Here is an 18641-nt window from a genome sequence, read left to right as displayed (position 1 = left end):
GGCCCTGCTCACCCCACCTGGTGCAACCAGACGACCGGGGCGAAATCGCTCGCGTGACGGAAGGGCTCGAGCTCGTCGTCCCAGGCCTGGCCGAGGGCGAGCCGGAGTTCGCGGTGGAGCTCGAGCGGGTCGGCGCCGGCGATCTCCATGGCATAGCGGATGCGGTCCTCGCCGACGACGGTGTTGCCCGCGACATCCGTCTGCGCGAAGAACACGCCGAGCTCGGGCGTGTGCATCCACCGCGCCCCGTCGGAACCGGGCGTCGGGTCCTCGCTCACCTCGTAGCGGAGCTGCTCCCACCCGCGCAACGCGGATGCGATCCTGGCGCCGCTGCCCGCGTCGCCCTCCCAATGGAACTCGGCGCGCATGAGGCTGCGGTAGACCGGCTGCTCGCTCCAGTCGAAGTTCACGGCCGTGCCGAGGGCACGACCAGCCGCCCACTCGACGTGCGGGCATAGCGCGCGCGGTGCCGAGTGCACGAACAGCACTCCCTGCGCGGGGCGCACGGCCCGCGACAACATCTCTGCCATCTCCGACTCCGTTCTCGAGGTGCGTCTTCCCCTACGACCTCGGAACCGCGCGGATGGCGGTGTGTTCGATTGTGGACGGCGAGCCGTCATCCGCGATTATCCCCCGGAACTGCCGATCTCACAAGGTTCGCCGCACCGGAGCGGGAGTTCCGCCGATGCAGGAGCGAAACACTATGCTCGGTGAAGAGTTCCCTTGCCGATCGAAGGAGTCGTCCGTGGCCGTTCGCGATGCCCTGCTCGTGCTGCTGTCCATGGGACCCGCATACGGGTTCGCCCTGCACGGCGGACTCGCCGAACGCACGGGTGGGCGTCGGACGGTGAACGTCGGCCAGACGTACGCGACCCTCGACCGCCTGACCAAGCAGGGCCTCATCGAACCCGCCGGGAGCACCGACGACGGGTTGCCCCTGCACCGACTCACCGCCGGCGGCCGTGCCGCGTCCACGGCATGGCTGGAGGGCGCGGACGCCGCCGGCGCCGACCCGTGGGACGAGACGGTGGACCGCGTGCTCATCGCGCACTCGCTCCCCCGATTCGATGCGGCATCCGTCATCGAGGCGGAGCTCCTCCGCTGGCGGGCCCGACGCGACGACGCGCACCCCCGCGCCGACGCGGTCGACTCCGCCGCCGGCCCGATCGACCTGCTCGCGGCGCGTGCGGCCGCGGCCGAGATCGTCCGCGCTGACGGCGCGATCAGCTGGCTGGAGTCGGCTCGTGACGCTTCGGGGCTCGAATACGAGCCGAGCATGGACCGACCGCGGCGCGGGCGCCGACCGGGCCGCAGCCTCGACGCCGGGGCATCCGCCGATGCCGGCCCTCAGGAGTCGGCCGCGCCGTAGCTGTCGACCACGGCGAGGTCGAGCGGGAACCCGACCGGGAACCCGCCGAACAGCAGCCGCCCAGCCGTGACGGCAGAGTCACGCACCGCGTCGGCCACCTCGTCGGCGAGGACCTTCGGCGTGTGCACGATGATCTCGTCGTGCAGGAAGTACACGAGGTGCGGAACCGCTGCGAAGACGGGCCCGGATGCCGAAGCCGGCGTGATCGCGTCGGTACGACGCCCGCCGATCTCGTGCAGCTTCGCCCGGAGATCGGCCATCCAGCAGAGGGCCCACTCGGCGGCGCTGCCCTGCACGACGAAGTTGCGCGTGAACCGCCCCCAGTCTCGCGCCGACGACCGCGCGCGCCGCTCGTCGGCCGGGGTCGCCTCGGGCTGGCTCGCGCGCGCCTGGATCTCGCGCCACTCCGCCGGCGGGAGTGGCGACGACCGACCGAGCAGGGTCGTCACGGACGTGCCCCGCTCGCCGTCGAACGCGGCTCGGTCGACAAGGTGCATCGCCTTCGGGAACGCGCGCGACAGCCTCGGCACCAGCCGACCGCTGTCGCCCGTGGTCGCGCCGTACATCGCGCCCAGGATCGCGATCTTCGCCTCGTCGCGGGTCGCGACGACACCGGCGTCGACGAGCCCTCGATAGAGGTCGCGGTCGTGGCCGGCGCGCTCCATCGCCTCGTCGCGGGCCATGCCCGTGAGCACGCGGGGCTCGAGCTGCGCGGCGTCGGCGACGACGAGGGTCCACCCGGGGTCGGCGACGACGGCGCTGCGAACGAGCTTCGGCAGCTGCAGCGCGCCTCCCCCGGACGTCGCCCACCGCCCCGTCGCCGTGCCCCCCGGCACGTACTCGGGACGGAAGCGCCCGTCGTGGACCCACTCGTCGAGCCACGCCCATCCGTTGGCGCTCAGGAGCCGCGCGAGCCTCTTGTACGCGATCAACGGTTCGATCGCCGGATGCTCGTGCTCCCTGAGCTCCCACCTGGACGTCGACGACACCGGCACCCCCGCCGACCGGAGTGCGCGGAGCACGTCGACCTGCGAATCGGGGTTCAGCGTCGCCGCACCGAGCTCGGATCGCACGACCGCGGCGACCTCCTCCATGCGCACCGGCTTGCGGCCGGACGCCGGACGGGCGCCGAGCTCCCGCTCGAGCACCGACTCGTGCACGTCGCGGCTCCAGGGCAGACCGGCGGCCCGCATCTCGGCCCCGATCAGCGCGCCGGCGGACTCGGCGGCGACGAGGAGCCGCAGGGCCGCGGGCGCGGTGCTCGACGCGACGAGCGCGACCTGCCTGCCGTACTCCTCGGCGACGGATGCCGCGGACGGGGTGCGTGAGGCGACAGCGTCGTCGCCCGGACTCCCGGGCGCCACGACCTGCTCGCCGAGCCCGGCACCGCCGAAGTCGTCGAGGTCGAACAATGCCTCATGCGTCGGCACGACGTCGACCTCGAGCACGGCCGTCGCCGCGGTCGGCCCGGGTGGGAGCCAGGCCGGAGCGGGACGACCGATTCGCGCGCGGGCGTCAGCGGTGAACGTGGAATGCCCGAGGACCGCTCCGGCGAGTCGGAGGTCGTGGCACCTCGCGAGTCGCACCCCGCTCGCGAGGAGCGACGGATACCACCGCCGGACGTCGGTCCAGACCCAGCGGGGACCGAATTCCGCCTCGAGGCGGCGGAACTCCCGGGCGGACGCCGCGCCGGCGACCGCAACGGCCAGGAGCTCATCGGGGGCCGCCACGTCGACGAACTCGACGCGACCGTCGTCGCCGACGCCCACGGCGATCTGCATGGAGCCCATTCTCCCGCCCGGCACCGACACGGATGTCGGTGGGCTCCTGCAGGATCTGGTCATGCACAACGTTTCGGCTCGCCCATGGTCTCGGTGAGCTTCCAGTGCGGGCACGGTGCGGCCCGCGAGACCGAGGGCGTGCTCAGCCTCCGCCGCCCGTGCCCGCTCTGCATGCTCATCGACGAGACGCATCGCTCGCGCGACGAACTGCTCCGCAAGGTCGCCCCGCCGCAGCGGGCCTCGCTCGCCGGCGAGACCCGCATCGGCGCCGAGTACCAGTGGCGCTGCCCGCGCGGGCACGACCGCTACGTCGCGACCGTGAGCCAGGTGCTCACCGGCACGGGCTGCGCCAAGTGCCGGTCCGGCGCCGCCGCACCCGCCGCACGTCTCGAAGCCGGGGTCGCCTTCATGAAGCCCGGCCTTCGCACGGCCACCTCGATGACCGAGCAGCGACTGCGCATGATGCTCGCCGAGCGCATCCGGCTGCACCACCGGGTGAACGCCGTGCACATCGCCCGCACCTTCTTCGGCCGTCGCGAGGTGTGGCCCGACATCCTCGTGCCGCAACTGCGCATCGCCGTCGAGTACGACGATCCCGGTCGGTCGCGTCGCGCCCACCTCGGCCTGAAGGAGGCATCCGACCTCGAGAAGGACGAGGCGCTCAACGAGGTCGGCTGGGAGGTGATCCGCATCCGCGCCGGAGGGCTCGAGGCGCTCGGGGCGAACAGCATCGTCTGCAGATCGCTCACGTCCGCGGTCGTCGATGAGGTGGTCGAGCGCATGCGGACCCTGCGCGGCGACGACGCCGTGGCCGCGATCGCGATCGCGGCATCCGAGGCGTCCTGAACACTCGCGCGGGCGGGTGTGGAGAACGGTTCCCGAGGCGCACCCGCCACCGATAGAGTGACTCGACCCGTGCGTGCCCGGCACGGTCTCCCGCGTGCAGAAAGGCCTGTGGATGCTGCTCCCGTTCCTCGTCGTCGGAGGCATCGGCCTCGTGCTGCTGCTCATCTCGTTGGTGCTCGGGGACATCCTCGACCACTTCGATGTCGGCGACGGAGCGATCTCGGGAACCGCGCTCTCGGTGGGCCTCGTCGTCTTCGGCGCGGCCGGCGCCCTCACTGCTACGTCAGGCCTCGACCTCGTGTGGGCGTACGCAATCGCCGTCGTGCTCGGCCTCGTCGCGTATGCGCTCTCGGCGCTCGTCGTGCGCAACCTGACGAACAGCTCCGACGGCGTCCCTGCATCGGCAGTCGGCCTCTCGGGCGTCGCTCGGTCCGACGTCTCGACCGCGGGCGGCGAGGTCAGCCTCGACGGGCCCGGCGAGCTCGAGCGCCGACTGGCCTACTCCGACGACCCGATCCTCGAGGGCACGCGCATCCGGGTGGTCGAGCACGCCGGCAGTCGCGTCAAGGTGACCGCGGGCTGACGGCCCCACGCCTCCCTCGCTCCCCCGCATCGCACGCCCGCACCCGGCGGGCGGCTTCACCCGAACCCGAAAGGCGCCGTCTTGCTGGACACGACCTCGATCCAGGTGATCTCGATCATCGCGATCGTCATCGCCCTGCTCTCCCTGCTGGTCTTCATCGCCCGTCGCATCCGACGCGTGCCGCCGAACGAGGCGCTCGTCATCGTCGGCCGCGGTGCCGGCCGACGCGACCCCGACACGTCGTCGGGGCAGCGCGTCGTCATCGGCGGACGCACGTTCGTCTGGCCGATCCTCCAGCAGGGATTCTCGATCTCGCTCGAGCAGCGACAGATCGGCATCACGGTCGAGGGCGTCGACAAGAACCGCATCAAGATCGCCATCAAGGCTTCGATCAACTTCAAGGTCAGCGGCACCGAAGACGGCGTGCGCCGCGCCGCGCAACGCTTCCTCTCGCAGCAGGAGCTCCTCACCGAGATCATCAAGGAATCGCTGGAGGGATCCCTCCGTTCGATCGTCGGCGACATGACGATCGAGCAGATCATCTCCGATCGCAAGAGCCTGTCCGACCGGGTCGTCGCCGAGACGAAGACCGACCTCGTGGAGCAGGGCCTGCAGGTCGACCTGCTGAACATCTCCGACATCTCCACTCCCGGAAGCGACTACCTCGCGAACCTCGGCCGTGCCGAGGCCGCGCGTGCACGGCAGGTCGCCGAGGTCAGCGAGGCCGAGGCGGCCCGCGCGAGCGAGTTCGCACGCATCGAGGCGGCCGAGCAGATCGCCGAGCGCCAGAAGGCGCTCAGCCTCAAGCAGGCCGGCATCAAGGCCGAGACCGATCGCGCCAACGCCGAGGCGCAGGCCGCCGGCCAGCTCGCGACCGCCGAACAGGACAAGCTCGTTGCCGTGCAGGAGCGCGACGCCCTGCAGGAGCAGGCCCTCGTGACCCAGGAGCGCCTCGACATCGAGATCCGCAAGCCCGCCGAGGCCGAGGCCTACGCCGAGGTGCAGCGCGCCACCGCCAAGCGCGACGCCGCCAACGCGAGCACCGAGGCCGAGGCGTACAAGCGCACCAAGATCGCCGAGGCGAACAAGGTCGCCGCCGTGCAGGACGCCGAAGCGTCCGCGACCGCGGTCCGCGTCTCGGGCGAGGCCGAGCGCGACCGGCAGGTCGCGCTCGCCGCGGGCATCCGCGCCGACGGCGAAGCCCGTGCCGCAGCGACCCAGGCCGAGGGCCTCGCCGAGGCGGCGGCCACCGACGCCAAGGCCATGGCGCTGAAGAAGTACGGCGAGGCCGCCCTGGCGCAGGAGATCATCTCGCGACTGCCCGAGATCGTACGCGCCGCGGCGGAACCCATCTCGAACATCAAGACCCTCACGGTCGTCTCGACCGACGGCGCGAGCGCCGTCACGAAGACCGTCGGACAGGTGCTCGGCGAGGGCACCGAGGTCGTGAAGTCGCTCACAGGGCTCGACGTCGGTTCCATCCTCGCGGGCCTCGCAGGCGGCCAGCTCGTCAAGGGCGGCGACGTCGTCACGAAGTAGCGTTCACCAGCTCGACCGAAGCGCCGGATGCCCCGCATCCGGCGCTTCGTCGTTGCCGTTCACGGCCGTCGGTCTTCGGCAGCGCCACGTCGCGGCGTGGCCCGATGGCCCGATGGCCCGATGGTTATCAGGATCGACCGGGCTCGGTCGAGGGGCTCCGGCCACACCCGACGGCTCCGACCTCCGACGTACGAGCTACGAGCTCCTCCGTCGCCGAGCGAACACGAGCGCAGCCGATCCGAGCAGCATGAGGATCGTGGCGAAGGCCACGGGGAGTCCGGCATCCAGCCCGGCGGTGGGGAGGACGTTCGGCGCATCCGCCGTGTTGGTCAGCACCACCGAGACGACCGCCCCGGCACCGATCGTGATGGTCGGGTCATCCGTCGCGACGCCGTCGATCTCCCAGGCGGGCGCCGTCCAACTCGAGCCGGGCACGTCGGGCGGCTCGGCCTCGGAGAACGTGACCGTCGATCCGACCGGGAGGTCTCCGACGGTCGCCGTCTCCCCTGCCTTGACAGCCAACGTCTGCACGGCGCCGTCGTCGACGCGGTAGTCGACCGTGTAGGTCGTGTCGGCCGGCACCGTCGAGGCGCCGTCGCCGCCCACGCTCTTCGACAGCGTGAAGCCGCCGGGGGCGAACGACGCGGAGTTCTCCAGCGTGAGCTCGATCGTCGTGCCGGCCGCCGCCACGAACGTCACCCACCCGTCGTCGTCGGGCGTCACCGGCTCGCCGTCGATCGTCCAGGTCGGGGTGCCCCACGCCACGCCCGAGATCGGGGGCGGCGACACCTCCCGAACCGAGGCGGGAACTCCGGTCGGGAGGTCCGAGACCTCCACCGGCACGCCGGCCGTGAGCTCGGCGGTGCCCACCGGTCCGGTCGACACGCGATACTCGATCGGGTACGTCGTGTCGGCGGGCACGAGGTCGGACGCCGGCCCGGTCAGGTTCTTCACGACCGACAGCGAACCGAATCCGTTCGCGGTGTTCGTGAGGGCGAGGGCGACCGTGGTGCCGGGCTGGATCACGAAGGTCACGTTGCCGTCGGAATCGGGCGTCTGCGGGACGCCGTCGACCGTCCAGCCCGGCGTTCCCCACGTGACCCCGGGGATCTCGGGCAACTCGCCCTCCCGCACGGTCACGACGGTGCCGGCCGGCATCTCGTCGAACGTGATCACCTCGTCGGCGGGGATCGCCCCGGTCTGCTCCGGCCCTCCGTCGATCGTGTAGATCAGCGGGAACTGGATGTCCTCGGGGAGCGAATCGATTCCGTCGCCGATCACCGTCTTCGAGATCGAGACCCAACCGACGGCATCGGCGGTGTTCTCCAGTTCGACGGCGATCGTCTCACCGCCGACGAGGGTGAACGTGACGTCGCCGCCCTCGTCGGGTGTGAGCGGCTCGCCGTCGATCGTCCAGGTCGGCGTGCCCCATGTGATGCCGTCGACCTCCGGCAGGGCGACCTCGGAGATGGTCACGACGTCGCCGGCGGCGAGGTCGTCGACGACGGCGGGCTCCCCGGGCGTGACGACCAGTTCGGTCGGCGGGCCGCCATCGACCTCGTACTCGAGCGTGAACTGCTCGCCGGAGGGAACCGCGGTCGCCCCGGAGCCCGTGATCGACTTCGTCACGCTGAACCCGGCCGGGATCGGCGCTGCCGTGTCGGTGACGACCAGGCTGACCGTCGGATGCGTCGCGTCGATCGTGAACGTCGTGTCGCCGCTCCAGGTCACGTCGGTCCACGCGAGGTCCGGCGGCAGGGCCTCGTCGTCGGGTGGGCTCTCGAACAGCGCGACCCTGGTTCCGTACGGGAATTCCGTTTCGGGCGACACCGGCGTGCCATCGGGGCTCACCTCGAGGACGCCGGACGACACGGTGCCGTCTGGCTCGAGCGCGAGATAGCGCACGCCGAACGTGGTGCCCGGTGCGAGGTCGCCGGCGTCGACGCCGGATAGCGACTTCGCCACGGAGAACGTGCCCGTGTCGGCGGGTGCATCGCACGGCAGGGCGCCTGCGAACATATAAGAGTGCAGCTCGCCGCCGGCGATGTGCACCGAGTTCGCCATGATCTGGCCGTCCCACGGCTGCGCCGTGATGCTGAGGTCCGCGTTCGGGGCGTAGATCGAGCCGTCGCCACGACCGCCGGTGCTGATGTCGACCGGGCCGGTGACCTGGGAGAGGTCCCAGAGCACGTACGGCGAGTACGTGCCCTCGGGGTCGATCGCGGGCGGCAGGATCGAAGTCGTCCCCGGCTCGACGTGGATGATCAGCGGGTTCGAGGGCCCGGGCGTTCCATCGGAGAACTGCAGCAACTGAGCGCCCGCGATGTCGGCGTACTGGAGCACGTTCGGCTGGTCGGGCGACAGCGTGCCGAGCACGATCCGATCACCGACCCGTTCGGCGATCTCGACGGGGTACCCGATGAGGTTCGACGGATCGTTGATGTCGATGAGGCACTGGTCGATCTCGTCCTCGTCCGCCTGCCCGTTGGCCTCGACGTAGCTCGCGACGACCGAGGCGGTGTCCGCGGCGGTCTCGTACGTGTGGATGCTGCCGTCGCCGGCGGAACTGGTGGGCGGCGCCGCGTCGCCGGGGTACACCTGGTTCAGCGCATCGATGAGCGGCGGATCGTCGGTGCCCACGGTGAGCGCGTACCGCAGCCACGAGGCTCGAGGGAACGGCACGAACGGGCTCGTCCGGTCGACGACCTTCAGGTCGCCGATCTGTGCCGGTTCGGTGGCGCCGCGGCTGGTGATCTGCGCGCGGCCCGGGTTGGTGGCCGGATCCTCGTCGTAGGACCCGATCAGCACGCGCGTCGGGTCGCCGTCGATCGTCGGCAGGACGTAGCCGCCCGTGCCTGCGATGACGTGGGCGAACTGGTAGGTCGCGGGATTCGTGATGCGCAGCTGGTCGCCCACGGCGATGCTGCCCTCGAACTCCGTGTTGCCGAGCACGGCGTCGTCGATCGCGTAGACGGTGAAGCCGCCGGCGAGGGTGAACGGGTTGACGCCGACCATGCCCGGCTGCAGAACGGCCGGCACCGCGGCGGGGACCGCCTGCTGCGCCGAAGCCGGCGCACCCACGATCGCCCCGGTCAGGGCACCGGCGACCGCCGCAACCCCGAGCGCTGCGACCAACCTGTGCGAACGACCCCGCATGAATCACCTCCGGCTCACGCCGGCACATCGTCTCGACGCAGACCCCGGGCTCGAGTACTGCCGACGATGTCCCGGACTCAGCAAACCACATTCGGGACACGAGGCCAATCATCGCTCGCGAACTCGCCGCGTGCTCAGGGTGCTCGGCCTGCTCAGCGCGGCTGCGAATCCGTCTCGGCGTACGTCAGCTCGAGGAGCTCGCGCAGGACCTCCCGATCCACGCCCGTCAACCTCGTGAGGTACAGGCACACCTTGCTCGCGCGGTGTCGACCGAGACGTTGCAAGAGATCCGGCCAGCGCTCCGCGAAGCCTTCGGCGAGGTAGACGGTGTGCTTCGTCGGCCCCGGCGCGAACGCGAGCCGAGGAGCGCGGCCTCCGTTCCCGCTCTCGTAGCGGTACTCGATCTCTCCGAAACCGATGATGCGGCCCGCCCACACGACCGGTCGTTCGCCGCTGATCTCGCCGAGCATCGCGAGCAGTTCGTCGGCCTCGGCACGCCGAGGTCCGGTGGCATGGTCGAGCACCACCTCGACCGGCAGGTCGGACGGCGACATCGCCGGTTGCTTCGCTGCCACGGCGCCTCCCCGGTATCTTGCGGATGGCTCAGCGTACTGCGGCCCCCAGATGCCGGCCTCGTCGATGCGGACGCACAGCCTCCCTGTCGGGCGCGCCGACCGGCGCGCTGCGCACGTCGTCTGCGTCAGGCCTCGTCTTCGGGGATGCCGAGGCCGCGGGAGAACACGCTGTGCCGGAGCTGGGTCTCCATGGCCGCGACGATGTCGGTGACGTCGACATCCGCGAGGTCTGCAGGCTTCCAGTCGGGCACGGCGTCCTGGTGGAGCGAGTTGGTGTTCTGCGCGACCAGCGCCTCGACGCCGGTGAACAGGTCGGGCTGCGTCGTGAACCAGCGGGCGAGCCGAAGCTCGCGCTCGAGCGCGTCGCGCAGGCTCTCGCCGTCGCGCGCCGCACGCACGGACTTCAATGTCGCCACGAGGGCCGTCGGCGAGAGCCGCAGCAAGGCGTCGGCGGCCTCTGCGGCGTTGGCGGCGGCATCCGGATCGCTCGAATCGGCGGCACGCAGCCCCTCGACCACCTCATCGTTGGAGAACGACCAGAGTCGCTCGAGAATCTCCTGGACCGTGTCGGCCGAATAGCACGCGTCGATCCAGTCGCGGCGCACGAGCACTGTCGACGGGCCCGCATCGACGGCGAATCGGCGAACCAGCGCGTCGGGAGCCGTCTCATCGTCGGCCTCCGTGAGTGCCGCCGTGAGTTCACCCAGCTGATCTGTCGGAAGCATGACGTCGGCGAAGCCGAGTGCGATGGCGTCGGCGGGGGTCAGGTCGACGGAGTTCAGGGCCAGGTAGGTGCCGATCTCGCCCGGGGTGCGCGCGAGACGCCACGTGGCTCCCCCGTCGGGAACGAAGCCGTAGCCGGTCTCGGGTTGGCCGAGCTTCACCCGGTCGGTCACCACTCGGGTGGAGACGTGCCCGGCGAGAGAGATGCCGCCGCCCATCGTCATGCCGTGCATGATCGACACGATCGGCTTGGGATACTCGGCGAGCTTCGCGATGAGACGGTACTCGTCGCGGAAGAACACGGACCCGATCGTCATGCCCTCGGCCGCGCGCTCCAGGATCTCGCGGAAGTCGCCACCCGCGCAGAAGCCGTAGTCGCCGACCCCGTCGAGGAGGATCGCCGACACGGCGTCATCGTCGGCCCACGCGTCGAGGGCGTCGGTCATGGCGTGCATCATCTCGAGGTCGATCGCGTTGATCGCCTCGGGACGATTGAGACTCAGGTGGCCGAGGTGGCCGTCGATGACGGCATTGACAGGCGATTGCACGTGATCAACGCTAATGGTCGCCCGCCGCTCTCGACGACACGGCTGTCGAGAGCGTCCCTCAGCGGCGGCCGAACCCGTGGTCAGTCAGTGGAACCTCGATCACGCGGGCGGCGTCGCGTACAGTGTCCTCACCCCGATCCCACCGGGCGAACCGAGGAGGCCACGTGACCGGACTGTCGCGCGCCGCCTTGGCGCTGCGCGATCCCGAAGAAGCCGAACGCGCGCTCGCCGACTACTTCCCGTCTCTGCAGCTGGGACGCGCGGAGCCCGGAACCTTCCGCTCGTGGATCTCGACGACCACCGCCTCGCAGTTCTCGCTCGTCGACTACGGGTTCGCGTCCGCCGGTTCGGCCACGGCGGGCTCCGACGACCTCGTCGTGATCGCGAGCGCCGGGCAGGGATACGTCATCCGCGACGGACGGAACGTCATCGACACGACGCAGCCGTTCCTGTCGCCCGACGAGGGACTGGTCGCTCGCTGGGACACGCTCGACGCCCGAGTGCTGATGCTGAGCGGCACGTCCGTGGAGCGCGTCGCGCAGGCGGCGAGTGGACGAGACGACTTCAGGCTCGTCAGAAGAGGTACCGCTCCCGTCTCGCAGGAGCGCGCCCGGTACTGGGCGGCCGTCGTGCGTGGAGTCCGAGACACGGTCGCCGACGCGCCCGATGCGTTCGACTCGCCGCTCGTCGCGGAGGCCGCCTTCCACCACCTGGCGACGGCCTTCCTGCACGTGTTCCCCACAAGCTGGATCGATCTGCCGGAGCCAGGCCGGGTGCCCGGCACCGCGTCGGTGATCTCGCGCAGCGCGATCGAGTTCATGCGAGCCCACGCCGGGCAGCCCATCACGATGGAGCAGGTCGCGGCGTCGGCATCCGTCTCCACACGGGGGCTCCACCGTGCGTTCGTCCACGAACTCGGCGAGCCGCCAGCCGCCTACCTGCGACGGTTGCGGCTCCAGGGCGCTCGGATCGACCTGCTCGCCGCCGATCACGCGGTCACCGTCGTCACCGTCGCGCGACGGTGGGGCTTCGCACATGCGTCGCGCTTCGCGCAGGCCTATCGCCGCGCGTTCGGCGAGTATCCGTCGGAGACGCTCAGACGCTGAGGGGTCGGGCGCCGCGCGGCGAATGCCGACCGACCCGGGCGCCGACGGACTCAGGCGCTGACAGGCTCGCGCGGCGGTCGCGTTCGGCCGGGCCGCGCAGGGCGGGGCAGCTCGGGCGCATCCTGCGTTCGCCCCGGCGCATCGATGCGGGTCACCGGCGCCGGCTCGGGCATCACGATCAGGCCGGAGTTCGAGTTCGCGGACATGGCCATGAGTTCGAGCCATTCGCGATTGAGCACCGGTCGACGGTTGCCGGAGAAGACGAACTCGAGCGGAATCGACGGCCCGATCCAGCAGACGGACTCGTTCGCGCCATCGTCCCACGTGAACGTGAACGACTCCAGGCGACGGAGCTTGTCGATGACGACGACCTGGAGGTGCGCGAGCACGCGATCGTCGATGCGGAGGGTCATGCGACCGTTGTAGACCAGCATTCCCACGGGGACTCCTGTGAATCTTGCGGGCGCATCGTCGGGTGATCCGAAGCGCGGCGCAGGACCGGCGCGGCGCATCCCCCCAGTGCGCCGATCCGGCCCGCCTGAGGCCAACGGTAGCTTCGCCGCGAGCCCAGCCCACGCCGTTCCGACGGATCCGTCCGGTCGCGGATGGTCCTGTACCGAAATCGGACCGATTCGGGGGCCGGGCGAGCTGGTCCTATGCTGGATGGCCCGGCGAGCCCCGCCGGGCGAGAGAGGAGCGGAGCGTGGTCGGGCTGCAGCGCGAATCCCGATCGTTCCACGACCTCGGCGACGTCCAGCAGGCCCTCGACGGATTCTTCCCGGCCCTCACGTACGCGGCCGTCGGCCGTGCGAGGGTCCTCGTCCGCATGGATGTCGCGACCGCCGATCGGTTCTCGATCCTCGACTCGGCATGGAGCGTACCGGGAACGGCGGTGACCGATTCGTCCGATCTGACGGTCATCGCCAGCGGCGGACGCGCATACCGCCTGTCGCACGGGCGGACCGAGATCGATCCCCGCCAGTCCTTCCTCGCTCCTGCCGAGGGGCTCGCCGCGACGTGGGAGACCCACCACGCGAGCGTCGTCGTCCTCGACCTCGCGTCGGTCGAGGCAATCGCCCGAGCCGCGTCGGGCGACCCCTCGCTCAGGCTTCGACGCACGGGAATAGCCCCGTCCTCCCCCGAGCTCGCGACCTACTGGTCCACGGTGCTGCGCGGCATCCGAACCACGCTCGACGAATCGCCCGAGATCCTCGCGGAGCCGATGCTCGCGGAGGCGACGTTCCGCCACCTCGCCACGGCGTTCCTGCACGCGTTCCCGACCAACTGGCTCGAGAACGCCGATGGGCGTCCCGGCGGCTCGGCAGTGGTGCGTCGTGCCGTCGACTTCATGCACGCCCACGCGGGCGAACCCATCACCGTCACGGATGTCGCGGCCGCGGCGCACATCTCGACGCGTGGCCTGCACTTCGCGTTCACGCGCGAGCTCGGTGAGCCGCCCGTGCAGATGCTGCGACGGATCCGGCTCGACGGCGTGCATGCCGACCTCGTGGCCGCAGGCCCCGAGACGACGGTCTCCGCGGTCGCACGACGCTGGGGCTTCGCGCACCTGCAGCGGTTCGCCGAGGCGTACCGGCGCGCCTTCGGCGAGAACCCGTCGGAGACCCTGCGGCGAGGCTGATGCCCGGTGGGCGTTCCTATTGCACCTGGTCGGTCGGGCGCACGAGGATCTCGTTGACCGAGACGTGGTCGGGCTGGCTGAGCGCGTAGACGATCGCCTCGGCGATGTCCTCGGGTCGGAGCGTGCGCATCGACGCGGCGATGTCGGCTGCTGCGGCCTGCATCGTCGGGTCGGTGATGTGGCTCGTGAGCTCGGTGTCGACGAAGCCCGGCTGGATCACGATCACTCGGACGCCTCGTCGTGTGACCTCCTGGCGCAGCGACTCCGAGAAGGCGCTGATGCCGAACTTCGTGGCGGCGTAGACACCGCTGCCGAGTGAGGCCGACCGCGCGGCGGTCGACGACACTTGCACGACCGCACCCCTCGTGTCGAGGAGGTGAGGCAGCGCGGCGTGCACGGCGTACATCGAGCCGAGCAGGTTGGTGTCGATCATGCGTTGCCACTCCCGCACGTCGGCGCCGAGGATCAGCCCGCTCTGCATGAGTCCGGCGTTGTTGACGAGTGCGTCCAGTCGGCCGAAGTGGGCGACGGTCTCGGTGACCGCGCGCTGCACCGAGGCCGAGTCGGTGACGTCGAGCTGGAGCGGCAGGACGTCGCCCGGCGCGTCATCGACGAGGGCGGCCAGCCGGTCGATGCGGCGGGCGCCGATGGCGACCCGCGCGCCCGCGCCCGATAGCGCCAGGGCGACCTCGCGACCGATGCCCGACGAGGCCCCGGTCACGAGGACGACCTTTCCCTCGAGCAGGTGGCGAGGCTCGACTGAGTCCGTGGAGTTCACGATGGTTCCTTCCGTTGGGATGAGCTAGGCGGGCCGGCCCTCGAGCTCGACGTCCGGCCGGCCTCCTGCCGCGAGCCAGTCGGCGTAGCGCGTCGCGGCGATCGTCGCATCGGGCCCGGGCAGGAGCTCGCGCTCGTCGAGATCGGTGCCGAAGTAGCGGGCGAGCGGGTCGACGCGCACATCGCGCAGGTCGCTGCGTTCGCGCAGGTGTCGGCGCACGAGTTCCTCGAGCCGGAACCGCTCGGGGCCGGCGAATTCAATCACCCCGTCCACCGGCGAGCCGACGGCCGTCGCGGCCACCGCGGCGGCCACGTCGTCGGCCGCCATCGGCTGGAACAGCGCACGCGAGAGCCGGACGACGTCCCGATTCGTCCCGGCATCCGCGATGTTCGCGATGAACTCGAAGAACTGGGTCGCGTGCACGATCGAGTACGGACGACCCGACTGGCGGATGAGCCGCTCCTGCGCCGCCTTCGCGGCGAAGTAGCCGCCCTCGCTGCGGGCGAGCCGATCGGTGCCGACGACCGAGAGCGCGACGTGATGCGCCACGCCGGCTGCGGCCCCGTAGGTGAGCAGGTTCAGCGTGGAGCCGTAGAAGAACTCGTTCGCGGCCGCCTCGTCGAGGTAGTCGGAGTTCGAGACGTCGATGAGCGTCGCCGCGCCGGCGAGGGCCTCCGCGAGACCCTCGCCGGTGTAGGAGTTGACGCCCGTCGCGCGCGACGCGACGACGACGTCGTGGCCGTCGGCCTCGAGCCGACCCACGAGCCGCGTGCCGATCAGGCCGGTGCCGCCGATGACCGCGATGCGCATGCCGGGCTACTTCGCCGGGGCAGACTGGGCGGCGAGCCAGTCCGCGAACGTCGTGGTCGACAGCTGCGCGTCGGCGCTGAGCGGCACGAGTTCGGTGCCGGTGAGCTTCGTGCCGAAGTACGGCGCCTCGGGGTCGCCGATCACGGTGCGCGAGTCGCCCTTGGCGGCGAGCCCGACGCGCACGAACTCGTCCTGGCCGAGGCGCTCGGGCCCGCCGATCTCGAGGGTCCCGTTGAGCGGCTCACCGGCTGCGACGCGGGCCACGGCGGCCGAGACATCCGCTGCCGCGATGGGCTGCATGAGTCCGGTGCTGAGACGGGCCGTGCCGTCGACGGTCGCCTCGTCGGCGATGCGCCCGACGAACTCGAAGAACTGCGTCGCGCGCACGATCGAGTAGGGCTGGCCCGACTCTTCGATGAGCTTCTCCTGCGCGACCTTCGCACGCAGGTATCCGCTGCTCGGCAGGAGTTCGGCGCCGACGATGGAGAGGGCGACGTGGTGCGTCACGCCCGCGGCGCGCTCGCCCTCGAGCAGGTTCGTGGTCGACGTGGTGAAGAACGCGAGCACGTCGTCGTCGGCGAACGACGGCGAGTTCGACACGTCGACGACCACGTTCGCGCCCGCCAGGACTTCGGCGAGGCCCTCGCCGGTGATGGTGTTCACGCCCGAGTTCGGCGACGCGGCGGCAGCCTCGTGGCCGTGCTCGACGAGGTGCTCGACGACCTTGGATCCGATGAGGCCGGTGCCTCCGATGACGACGATCTTCATGACTTCAGTGCCTTCCGTCAGGGCCGCGGGCGTGTCCGCTGCCATCATGAAGCTCAGACCGGGCCGCCATCCGATCTGTGACGAGCCGTACGGAATTCGTTCAGCGACTCTCGGGCGGGCGACGATTCCAGCTCGCGAGCTTCCCTGCCGACGTGCAGAGCCACAGTCTCGTGATGGCGGTCGCGCCGTCGACGCTGAGGATGCCGACGACCTCGCCGTTCGGTCGTCGGAGGGCGAGGCCCGCCTGCCCATTGACGTGCACCGTCGAGAACGAGGCATCCGGATGCCGCATCCGAAGCTCGTGAAAGGCTCGGATGACGCCGATGCGACCGCGCACCTCGCCTCCTGCTTCATCGCCGGAGTCGGTGACCATGGACACGTCAGCGTTCAGGACGCCCGCCATGGCGAGCTCGTCGCCGTGATCCAGTGCTGAGCGCAGGCGGGCGGCGAGCTCATACCGCGGCACGGAGGCTCACTGCACCAAGCTTGTGCGGGTTCATCATCCAGAGCACCTGATCGATGCCCTCGGTGCCGGCGATCACCGTCAGCACCGCGAAGGGCGCGCCGTCCTTCGAGAGCAGCACCGAGGCCTGTCCGTTCGTGTCGGACTCGGTGACGTCGACGCCCTCCCAGAAGTGGGTGTGGAAGGCGCGGACGAACTTCGCGACCCGCTCGCGTCCGACCACGGGGAACTTCGAGGCCCGCACGACTCCGCCGCCATCGGTGTACGAGACGACGTCCTCGGAGAGCAGGCGCTCCAGTTCGACGAGGTCGCCGGTCTTGGCGGCCTCGAGGAACGCCGTGAGCAGCCGCCGTTGCTCGGATCGGGGCACCTCACGTCGACGTTCGCCGGTGAGGTGCTTGCGCGCACGGGAGACGAGTTGCCGGGCCGCGGCCTCGGAGACCTGCACGATCTCGCAGATCTGCTCATAGGGGTAGGCGAACGCTTCGCGCAGCACGTAGGCAGCCCGTTCGGTCGGGGTCAGGCGCTCGAGCATCACGAGGACGGCGAAGCCGAGTGCCTCCGCGCGCTCGGCACCGAGGGTCGGATCTTCGCTGGTATCGACCGGCTCGGGCAGCCATGGCCCGATGTAGGTCTCACGCTGGACCCGAGCCGACTGCAGTGCATTGATGGCGAGACGAGTCGTCGCCGTCGCCAGAAAGGCAGGAGGATCCAGGACGACGGTGCGGTCGGTGCCCTGCCAGCGCAGCCACGCCTCCTGCACGAGGTCCTCCGCCTCGCTCGCGCTGCCGAGCATCCGGTATGCGATGCCGAAGAGCCTTCCGCGCACGGCTTGGAACACCGTGAGCGCGTCGTCGAGGTTCGCATCCATGTTCAGATCCTGCCGGTCGGTGGAGTTTCGCGGGCTGTCCTTTCCAACTCTGACCGGATGGAACGCGCAATCGTGACGTCCTCCGAGAACTTTCTTCGAGAATTCTCGGACTCCGCCGAGCATGCATGCGTGCGCGGGGCCGGTCCCGGCCCCGCGCACACTCGCCGCGATGAGGCCGACGCCTACGCGGCCGCTCGGTCCTCGGTCACCCCGCGGACCGCGTCCAGGATCGTCGCCGCGACCGCTTCGGGCTGCGAGACGCTGATGGCGTGCGAAGCGCCCGCCACTTCGGTCGTGCCACGCGACCCCGCGCGCTCGGCGCCAGCGCGATGCACGGCGACCGGGATGTTACGGTCCTCGCTGCCGAACACGTGCCAGGACGGGCGGTCCTTCCAGCCGGGCGTCACCGCCTGCACGGGCTCCTTCAGCGCGGCTTCGGTCACGGGTCGCTGGGTCGCGCCCATCAGGCCGGCCACCTGCACGGGCACGTCTGCCGCGAACTGGTTCCGGAACAGCGGCCGGCGGATGACGAGTTCGACCCCGCCGGTCGAGATGGGGTGGGCGTCGAGGGCGTCGCCGAGCGTGGAGCCGGGTTCGCTCGACGAGAGCGAGAAGGCGCTGTCGCCGGGCTCGGGCACGAAGGCGGCGGCGTACACGAGGCCGACGACCTGGTCGTTGCCGGCGGAGGCCTCGCTGATCACGAGTCCGCCGTACGAGTGGCCGACGAGCACGACGGGCCCGTCGATCGAGGCGATCACGTCGCGCACGTACGCGGCGTCGCCGGCGAGGCTGCGGAGCGGGTTGGCGACCGCCACGGACGTGATGCCCTCGGCGTAGAGGGCCGCGATGACGCCGTTCCAGCTGGCGGACTCGGCGAATGCGCCGTGCACGAACACGACGGTCGGCTTCGGATCTGACATGACTGTTCCCCTTCTCGAATCACCCCCACCCGGTGCGGACGCGATACCAACTCAGACCGTGCGGGGCGACGAGGTGTGACGACATCCGCGGAGTTCGTCGATGCGCGGGTCTCGGAGCAGCATCGGATTCGAGCGCTCCGTCACAACACCGGTGGGCGTTCGGTCA

At 70.7% G+C, this 18641-nt stretch carries 18 protein-coding genes; 6 read left to right on the top strand and 12 right to left on the bottom strand.

The window, feature by feature from the left end; all coding sequences use genetic code 11:
* Window positions 1-8: 8 nt before the first annotated feature.
* Complete coding sequence (locus tag ACR3IO_RS14735; protein WP_434071964.1) at window positions 9-530, bottom strand: DUF3145 domain-containing protein; 522 nt, start codon at window positions 528-530, stop codon at window positions 9-11.
* A 215-nt stretch (window positions 531-745) separates the two neighbouring features.
* Here ACR3IO_RS14735 and ACR3IO_RS14730 point away from each other — a divergent pair, with 215 nt between their 5' ends.
* Window positions 746-1369 carry a PadR family transcriptional regulator gene (locus ACR3IO_RS14730; RefSeq protein ID WP_434071963.1) on the top strand — a complete coding sequence of 208 codons (624 nt, stop codon included), beginning with the start codon at window positions 746-748 and terminating at the stop codon, window positions 1367-1369.
* Here ACR3IO_RS14730 and ACR3IO_RS14725 read toward each other — a convergent pair.
* Window positions 1348-3150: a bifunctional 3'-5' exonuclease/DNA polymerase gene (locus ACR3IO_RS14725; protein ID WP_434071962.1), complete on the bottom strand. Its 1803-nt coding sequence runs from the start codon at window positions 3148-3150 to the stop codon at window positions 1348-1350. The two genes, ACR3IO_RS14730 and ACR3IO_RS14725, sit on opposite strands and share 22 nt — an antisense overlap.
* An 84-nt stretch (window positions 3151-3234) precedes the next feature.
* Here ACR3IO_RS14725 and ACR3IO_RS14720 point away from each other — a divergent pair, with 84 nt between their 5' ends.
* The 3 genes from ACR3IO_RS14720 to ACR3IO_RS14710 all read left to right on the top strand — a co-directional run bounded on the left by ACR3IO_RS14720 (window position 3235) and on the right by ACR3IO_RS14710 (window position 6118).
* On the top strand, window positions 3235-3996 hold the full coding sequence (locus tag ACR3IO_RS14720; RefSeq protein ID WP_434071961.1) for a hypothetical protein: 762 nt from the start codon (window positions 3235-3237) through the stop codon (window positions 3994-3996).
* Window positions 3997-4090: 94 nt separating this feature from the next.
* Entirely contained in the window at window positions 4091-4579 is a 489-nt protein-coding gene (locus ACR3IO_RS14715) for an NfeD family protein (protein ID WP_434071960.1), read from the top strand.
* A gap of 81 nt (window positions 4580-4660) precedes the next feature.
* On the top strand, window positions 4661-6118 hold the full coding sequence (locus ACR3IO_RS14710) for a flotillin family protein (protein ID WP_434071959.1): 1458 nt from the start codon (window positions 4661-4663) through the stop codon (window positions 6116-6118).
* Between the two features lie 195 nt (window positions 6119-6313).
* Here ACR3IO_RS14710 and ACR3IO_RS14705 read toward each other — a convergent pair whose 3' ends face one another.
* The 3 genes from ACR3IO_RS14705 to ACR3IO_RS14695 form a co-directional block, all read right to left on the bottom strand.
* Window positions 6314-9274, bottom strand: coding sequence for a DUF5979 domain-containing protein (locus ACR3IO_RS14705; protein ID WP_434071958.1), 2961 nt, complete (start codon window positions 9272-9274; stop codon window positions 6314-6316).
* 152 nt (window positions 9275-9426) lie between these two features.
* A complete protein-coding gene (locus ACR3IO_RS14700; protein ID WP_434071957.1) occupies window positions 9427-9828 on the bottom strand; it encodes a DUF1801 domain-containing protein in 402 nt (133 codons plus the stop codon).
* Between the two features lie 146 nt (window positions 9829-9974).
* Complete coding sequence (locus ACR3IO_RS14695; RefSeq protein ID WP_434071956.1) at window positions 9975-11120, bottom strand: enoyl-CoA hydratase/isomerase family protein; 1146 nt, start codon at window positions 11118-11120, stop codon at window positions 9975-9977.
* A 164-nt stretch (window positions 11121-11284) separates the two neighbouring features.
* On the opposite strand from ACR3IO_RS14695, the gene ACR3IO_RS14690 reads away from it, so the two are divergent.
* Window positions 11285-12226 (top strand): helix-turn-helix transcriptional regulator, encoded by a 942-nt coding sequence (locus ACR3IO_RS14690; RefSeq protein WP_434071955.1) that lies wholly within the window; start codon window positions 11285-11287, stop codon window positions 12224-12226.
* A gap of 50 nt (window positions 12227-12276) precedes the next feature.
* Here the strand turns inward: ACR3IO_RS14690 and ACR3IO_RS14685 are convergent, their stop codons facing one another.
* Complete coding sequence (locus tag ACR3IO_RS14685) at window positions 12277-12639, bottom strand: ATP-dependent DNA ligase (protein ID WP_434071954.1); 363 nt, start codon at window positions 12637-12639, stop codon at window positions 12277-12279.
* A 290-nt stretch (window positions 12640-12929) separates the two neighbouring features.
* On the opposite strand from ACR3IO_RS14685, the gene ACR3IO_RS14680 reads away from it, so the two are divergent.
* A complete protein-coding gene (locus tag ACR3IO_RS14680; protein WP_434071953.1) occupies window positions 12930-13865 on the top strand; it encodes a helix-turn-helix transcriptional regulator in 936 nt (311 codons plus the stop codon).
* 16 nt (window positions 13866-13881) lie between these two features.
* Here ACR3IO_RS14680 and ACR3IO_RS14675 read toward each other — a convergent pair whose 3' ends face one another.
* The 6 genes from ACR3IO_RS14675 to ACR3IO_RS14650 all read right to left on the bottom strand — a co-directional run bounded on the left by ACR3IO_RS14675 (window position 13882) and on the right by ACR3IO_RS14650 (window position 18475).
* Window positions 13882-14643, bottom strand: coding sequence for an SDR family oxidoreductase (locus tag ACR3IO_RS14675; RefSeq protein ID WP_434071952.1), 762 nt, complete (start codon window positions 14641-14643; stop codon window positions 13882-13884).
* A 24-nt stretch (window positions 14644-14667) separates the two neighbouring features.
* Entirely contained in the window at window positions 14668-15453 is a 786-nt protein-coding gene (locus ACR3IO_RS14670; protein ID WP_434071951.1) for an SDR family oxidoreductase, read from the bottom strand.
* 6 nt (window positions 15454-15459) lie between these two features.
* Window positions 15460-16221 carry an SDR family oxidoreductase gene (locus ACR3IO_RS14665; protein ID WP_434071950.1) on the bottom strand — a complete coding sequence of 254 codons (762 nt, stop codon included), beginning with the start codon at window positions 16219-16221 and terminating at the stop codon, window positions 15460-15462.
* Between the two features lie 100 nt (window positions 16222-16321).
* Window positions 16322-16687 (bottom strand): hypothetical protein, encoded by a 366-nt coding sequence (locus tag ACR3IO_RS14660; RefSeq protein WP_434071949.1) that lies wholly within the window; start codon window positions 16685-16687, stop codon window positions 16322-16324.
* The gene (locus ACR3IO_RS14655) at window positions 16674-17555 is read right to left on the bottom strand and encodes an RNA polymerase sigma-70 factor (RefSeq protein ID WP_434071948.1); all 882 of its coding nucleotides are present in this window, start codon (window positions 17553-17555) and stop codon (window positions 16674-16676) included. Before ACR3IO_RS14655 ends, ACR3IO_RS14660 begins: the two co-directional genes overlap by 14 nt.
* Before the next feature lie 182 nt (window positions 17556-17737).
* Window positions 17738-18475 carry an alpha/beta fold hydrolase gene (locus tag ACR3IO_RS14650; protein ID WP_434071947.1) on the bottom strand — a complete coding sequence of 246 codons (738 nt, stop codon included), beginning with the start codon at window positions 18473-18475 and terminating at the stop codon, window positions 17738-17740.
* Between the last annotated feature and the right edge of the window lie 166 nt (window positions 18476-18641).

Origin of the sequence: Agromyces sp. Marseille-Q5079 (assembly GCF_051016555.1) — a bacterium.
Lineage (GTDB): Bacteria > Actinomycetota > Actinomycetes > Actinomycetales > Microbacteriaceae > Agromyces.
Note: the sequence above shows the minus strand (reverse complement) of the source record. Positions and strands in the feature narration are given on the sequence as shown.

Coding starts and splice junctions, on each gene's coding strand:
- ACR3IO_RS14735 (WP_434071964.1), bottom strand. CDS start 530: ATGGCAGAGATGTTGTCGCGGGCCGTGCGCCCCGCGCAGGGAGTGCTG.
- ACR3IO_RS14725 (WP_434071962.1), bottom strand. CDS start 3,150: ATGCAGATCGCCGTGGGCGTCGGCGACGACGGTCGCGTCGAGTTCGTC.
- ACR3IO_RS14720 (WP_434071961.1), top strand. CDS start 3,235: ATGGTCTCGGTGAGCTTCCAGTGCGGGCACGGTGCGGCCCGCGAGACC.
- ACR3IO_RS14705 (WP_434071958.1), bottom strand. CDS start 9,274: ATGCGGGGTCGTTCGCACAGGTTGGTCGCAGCGCTCGGGGTTGCGGCG.
- ACR3IO_RS14700 (WP_434071957.1), bottom strand. CDS start 9,828: ATGTCGCCGTCCGACCTGCCGGTCGAGGTGGTGCTCGACCATGCCACC.
- ACR3IO_RS14685 (WP_434071954.1), bottom strand. CDS start 12,639: ATGACCCTCCGCATCGACGATCGCGTGCTCGCGCACCTCCAGGTCGTC.
- ACR3IO_RS14670 (WP_434071951.1), bottom strand. CDS start 15,453: ATGCGCATCGCGGTCATCGGCGGCACCGGCCTGATCGGCACGCGGCTC.
- ACR3IO_RS14665 (WP_434071950.1), bottom strand. CDS start 16,221: ATGAAGATCGTCGTCATCGGAGGCACCGGCCTCATCGGATCCAAGGTC.
- ACR3IO_RS14655 (WP_434071948.1), bottom strand. CDS start 17,555: ATGGATGCGAACCTCGACGACGCGCTCACGGTGTTCCAAGCCGTGCGC.
- ACR3IO_RS14650 (WP_434071947.1), bottom strand. CDS start 18,475: ATGTCAGATCCGAAGCCGACCGTCGTGTTCGTGCACGGCGCATTCGCC.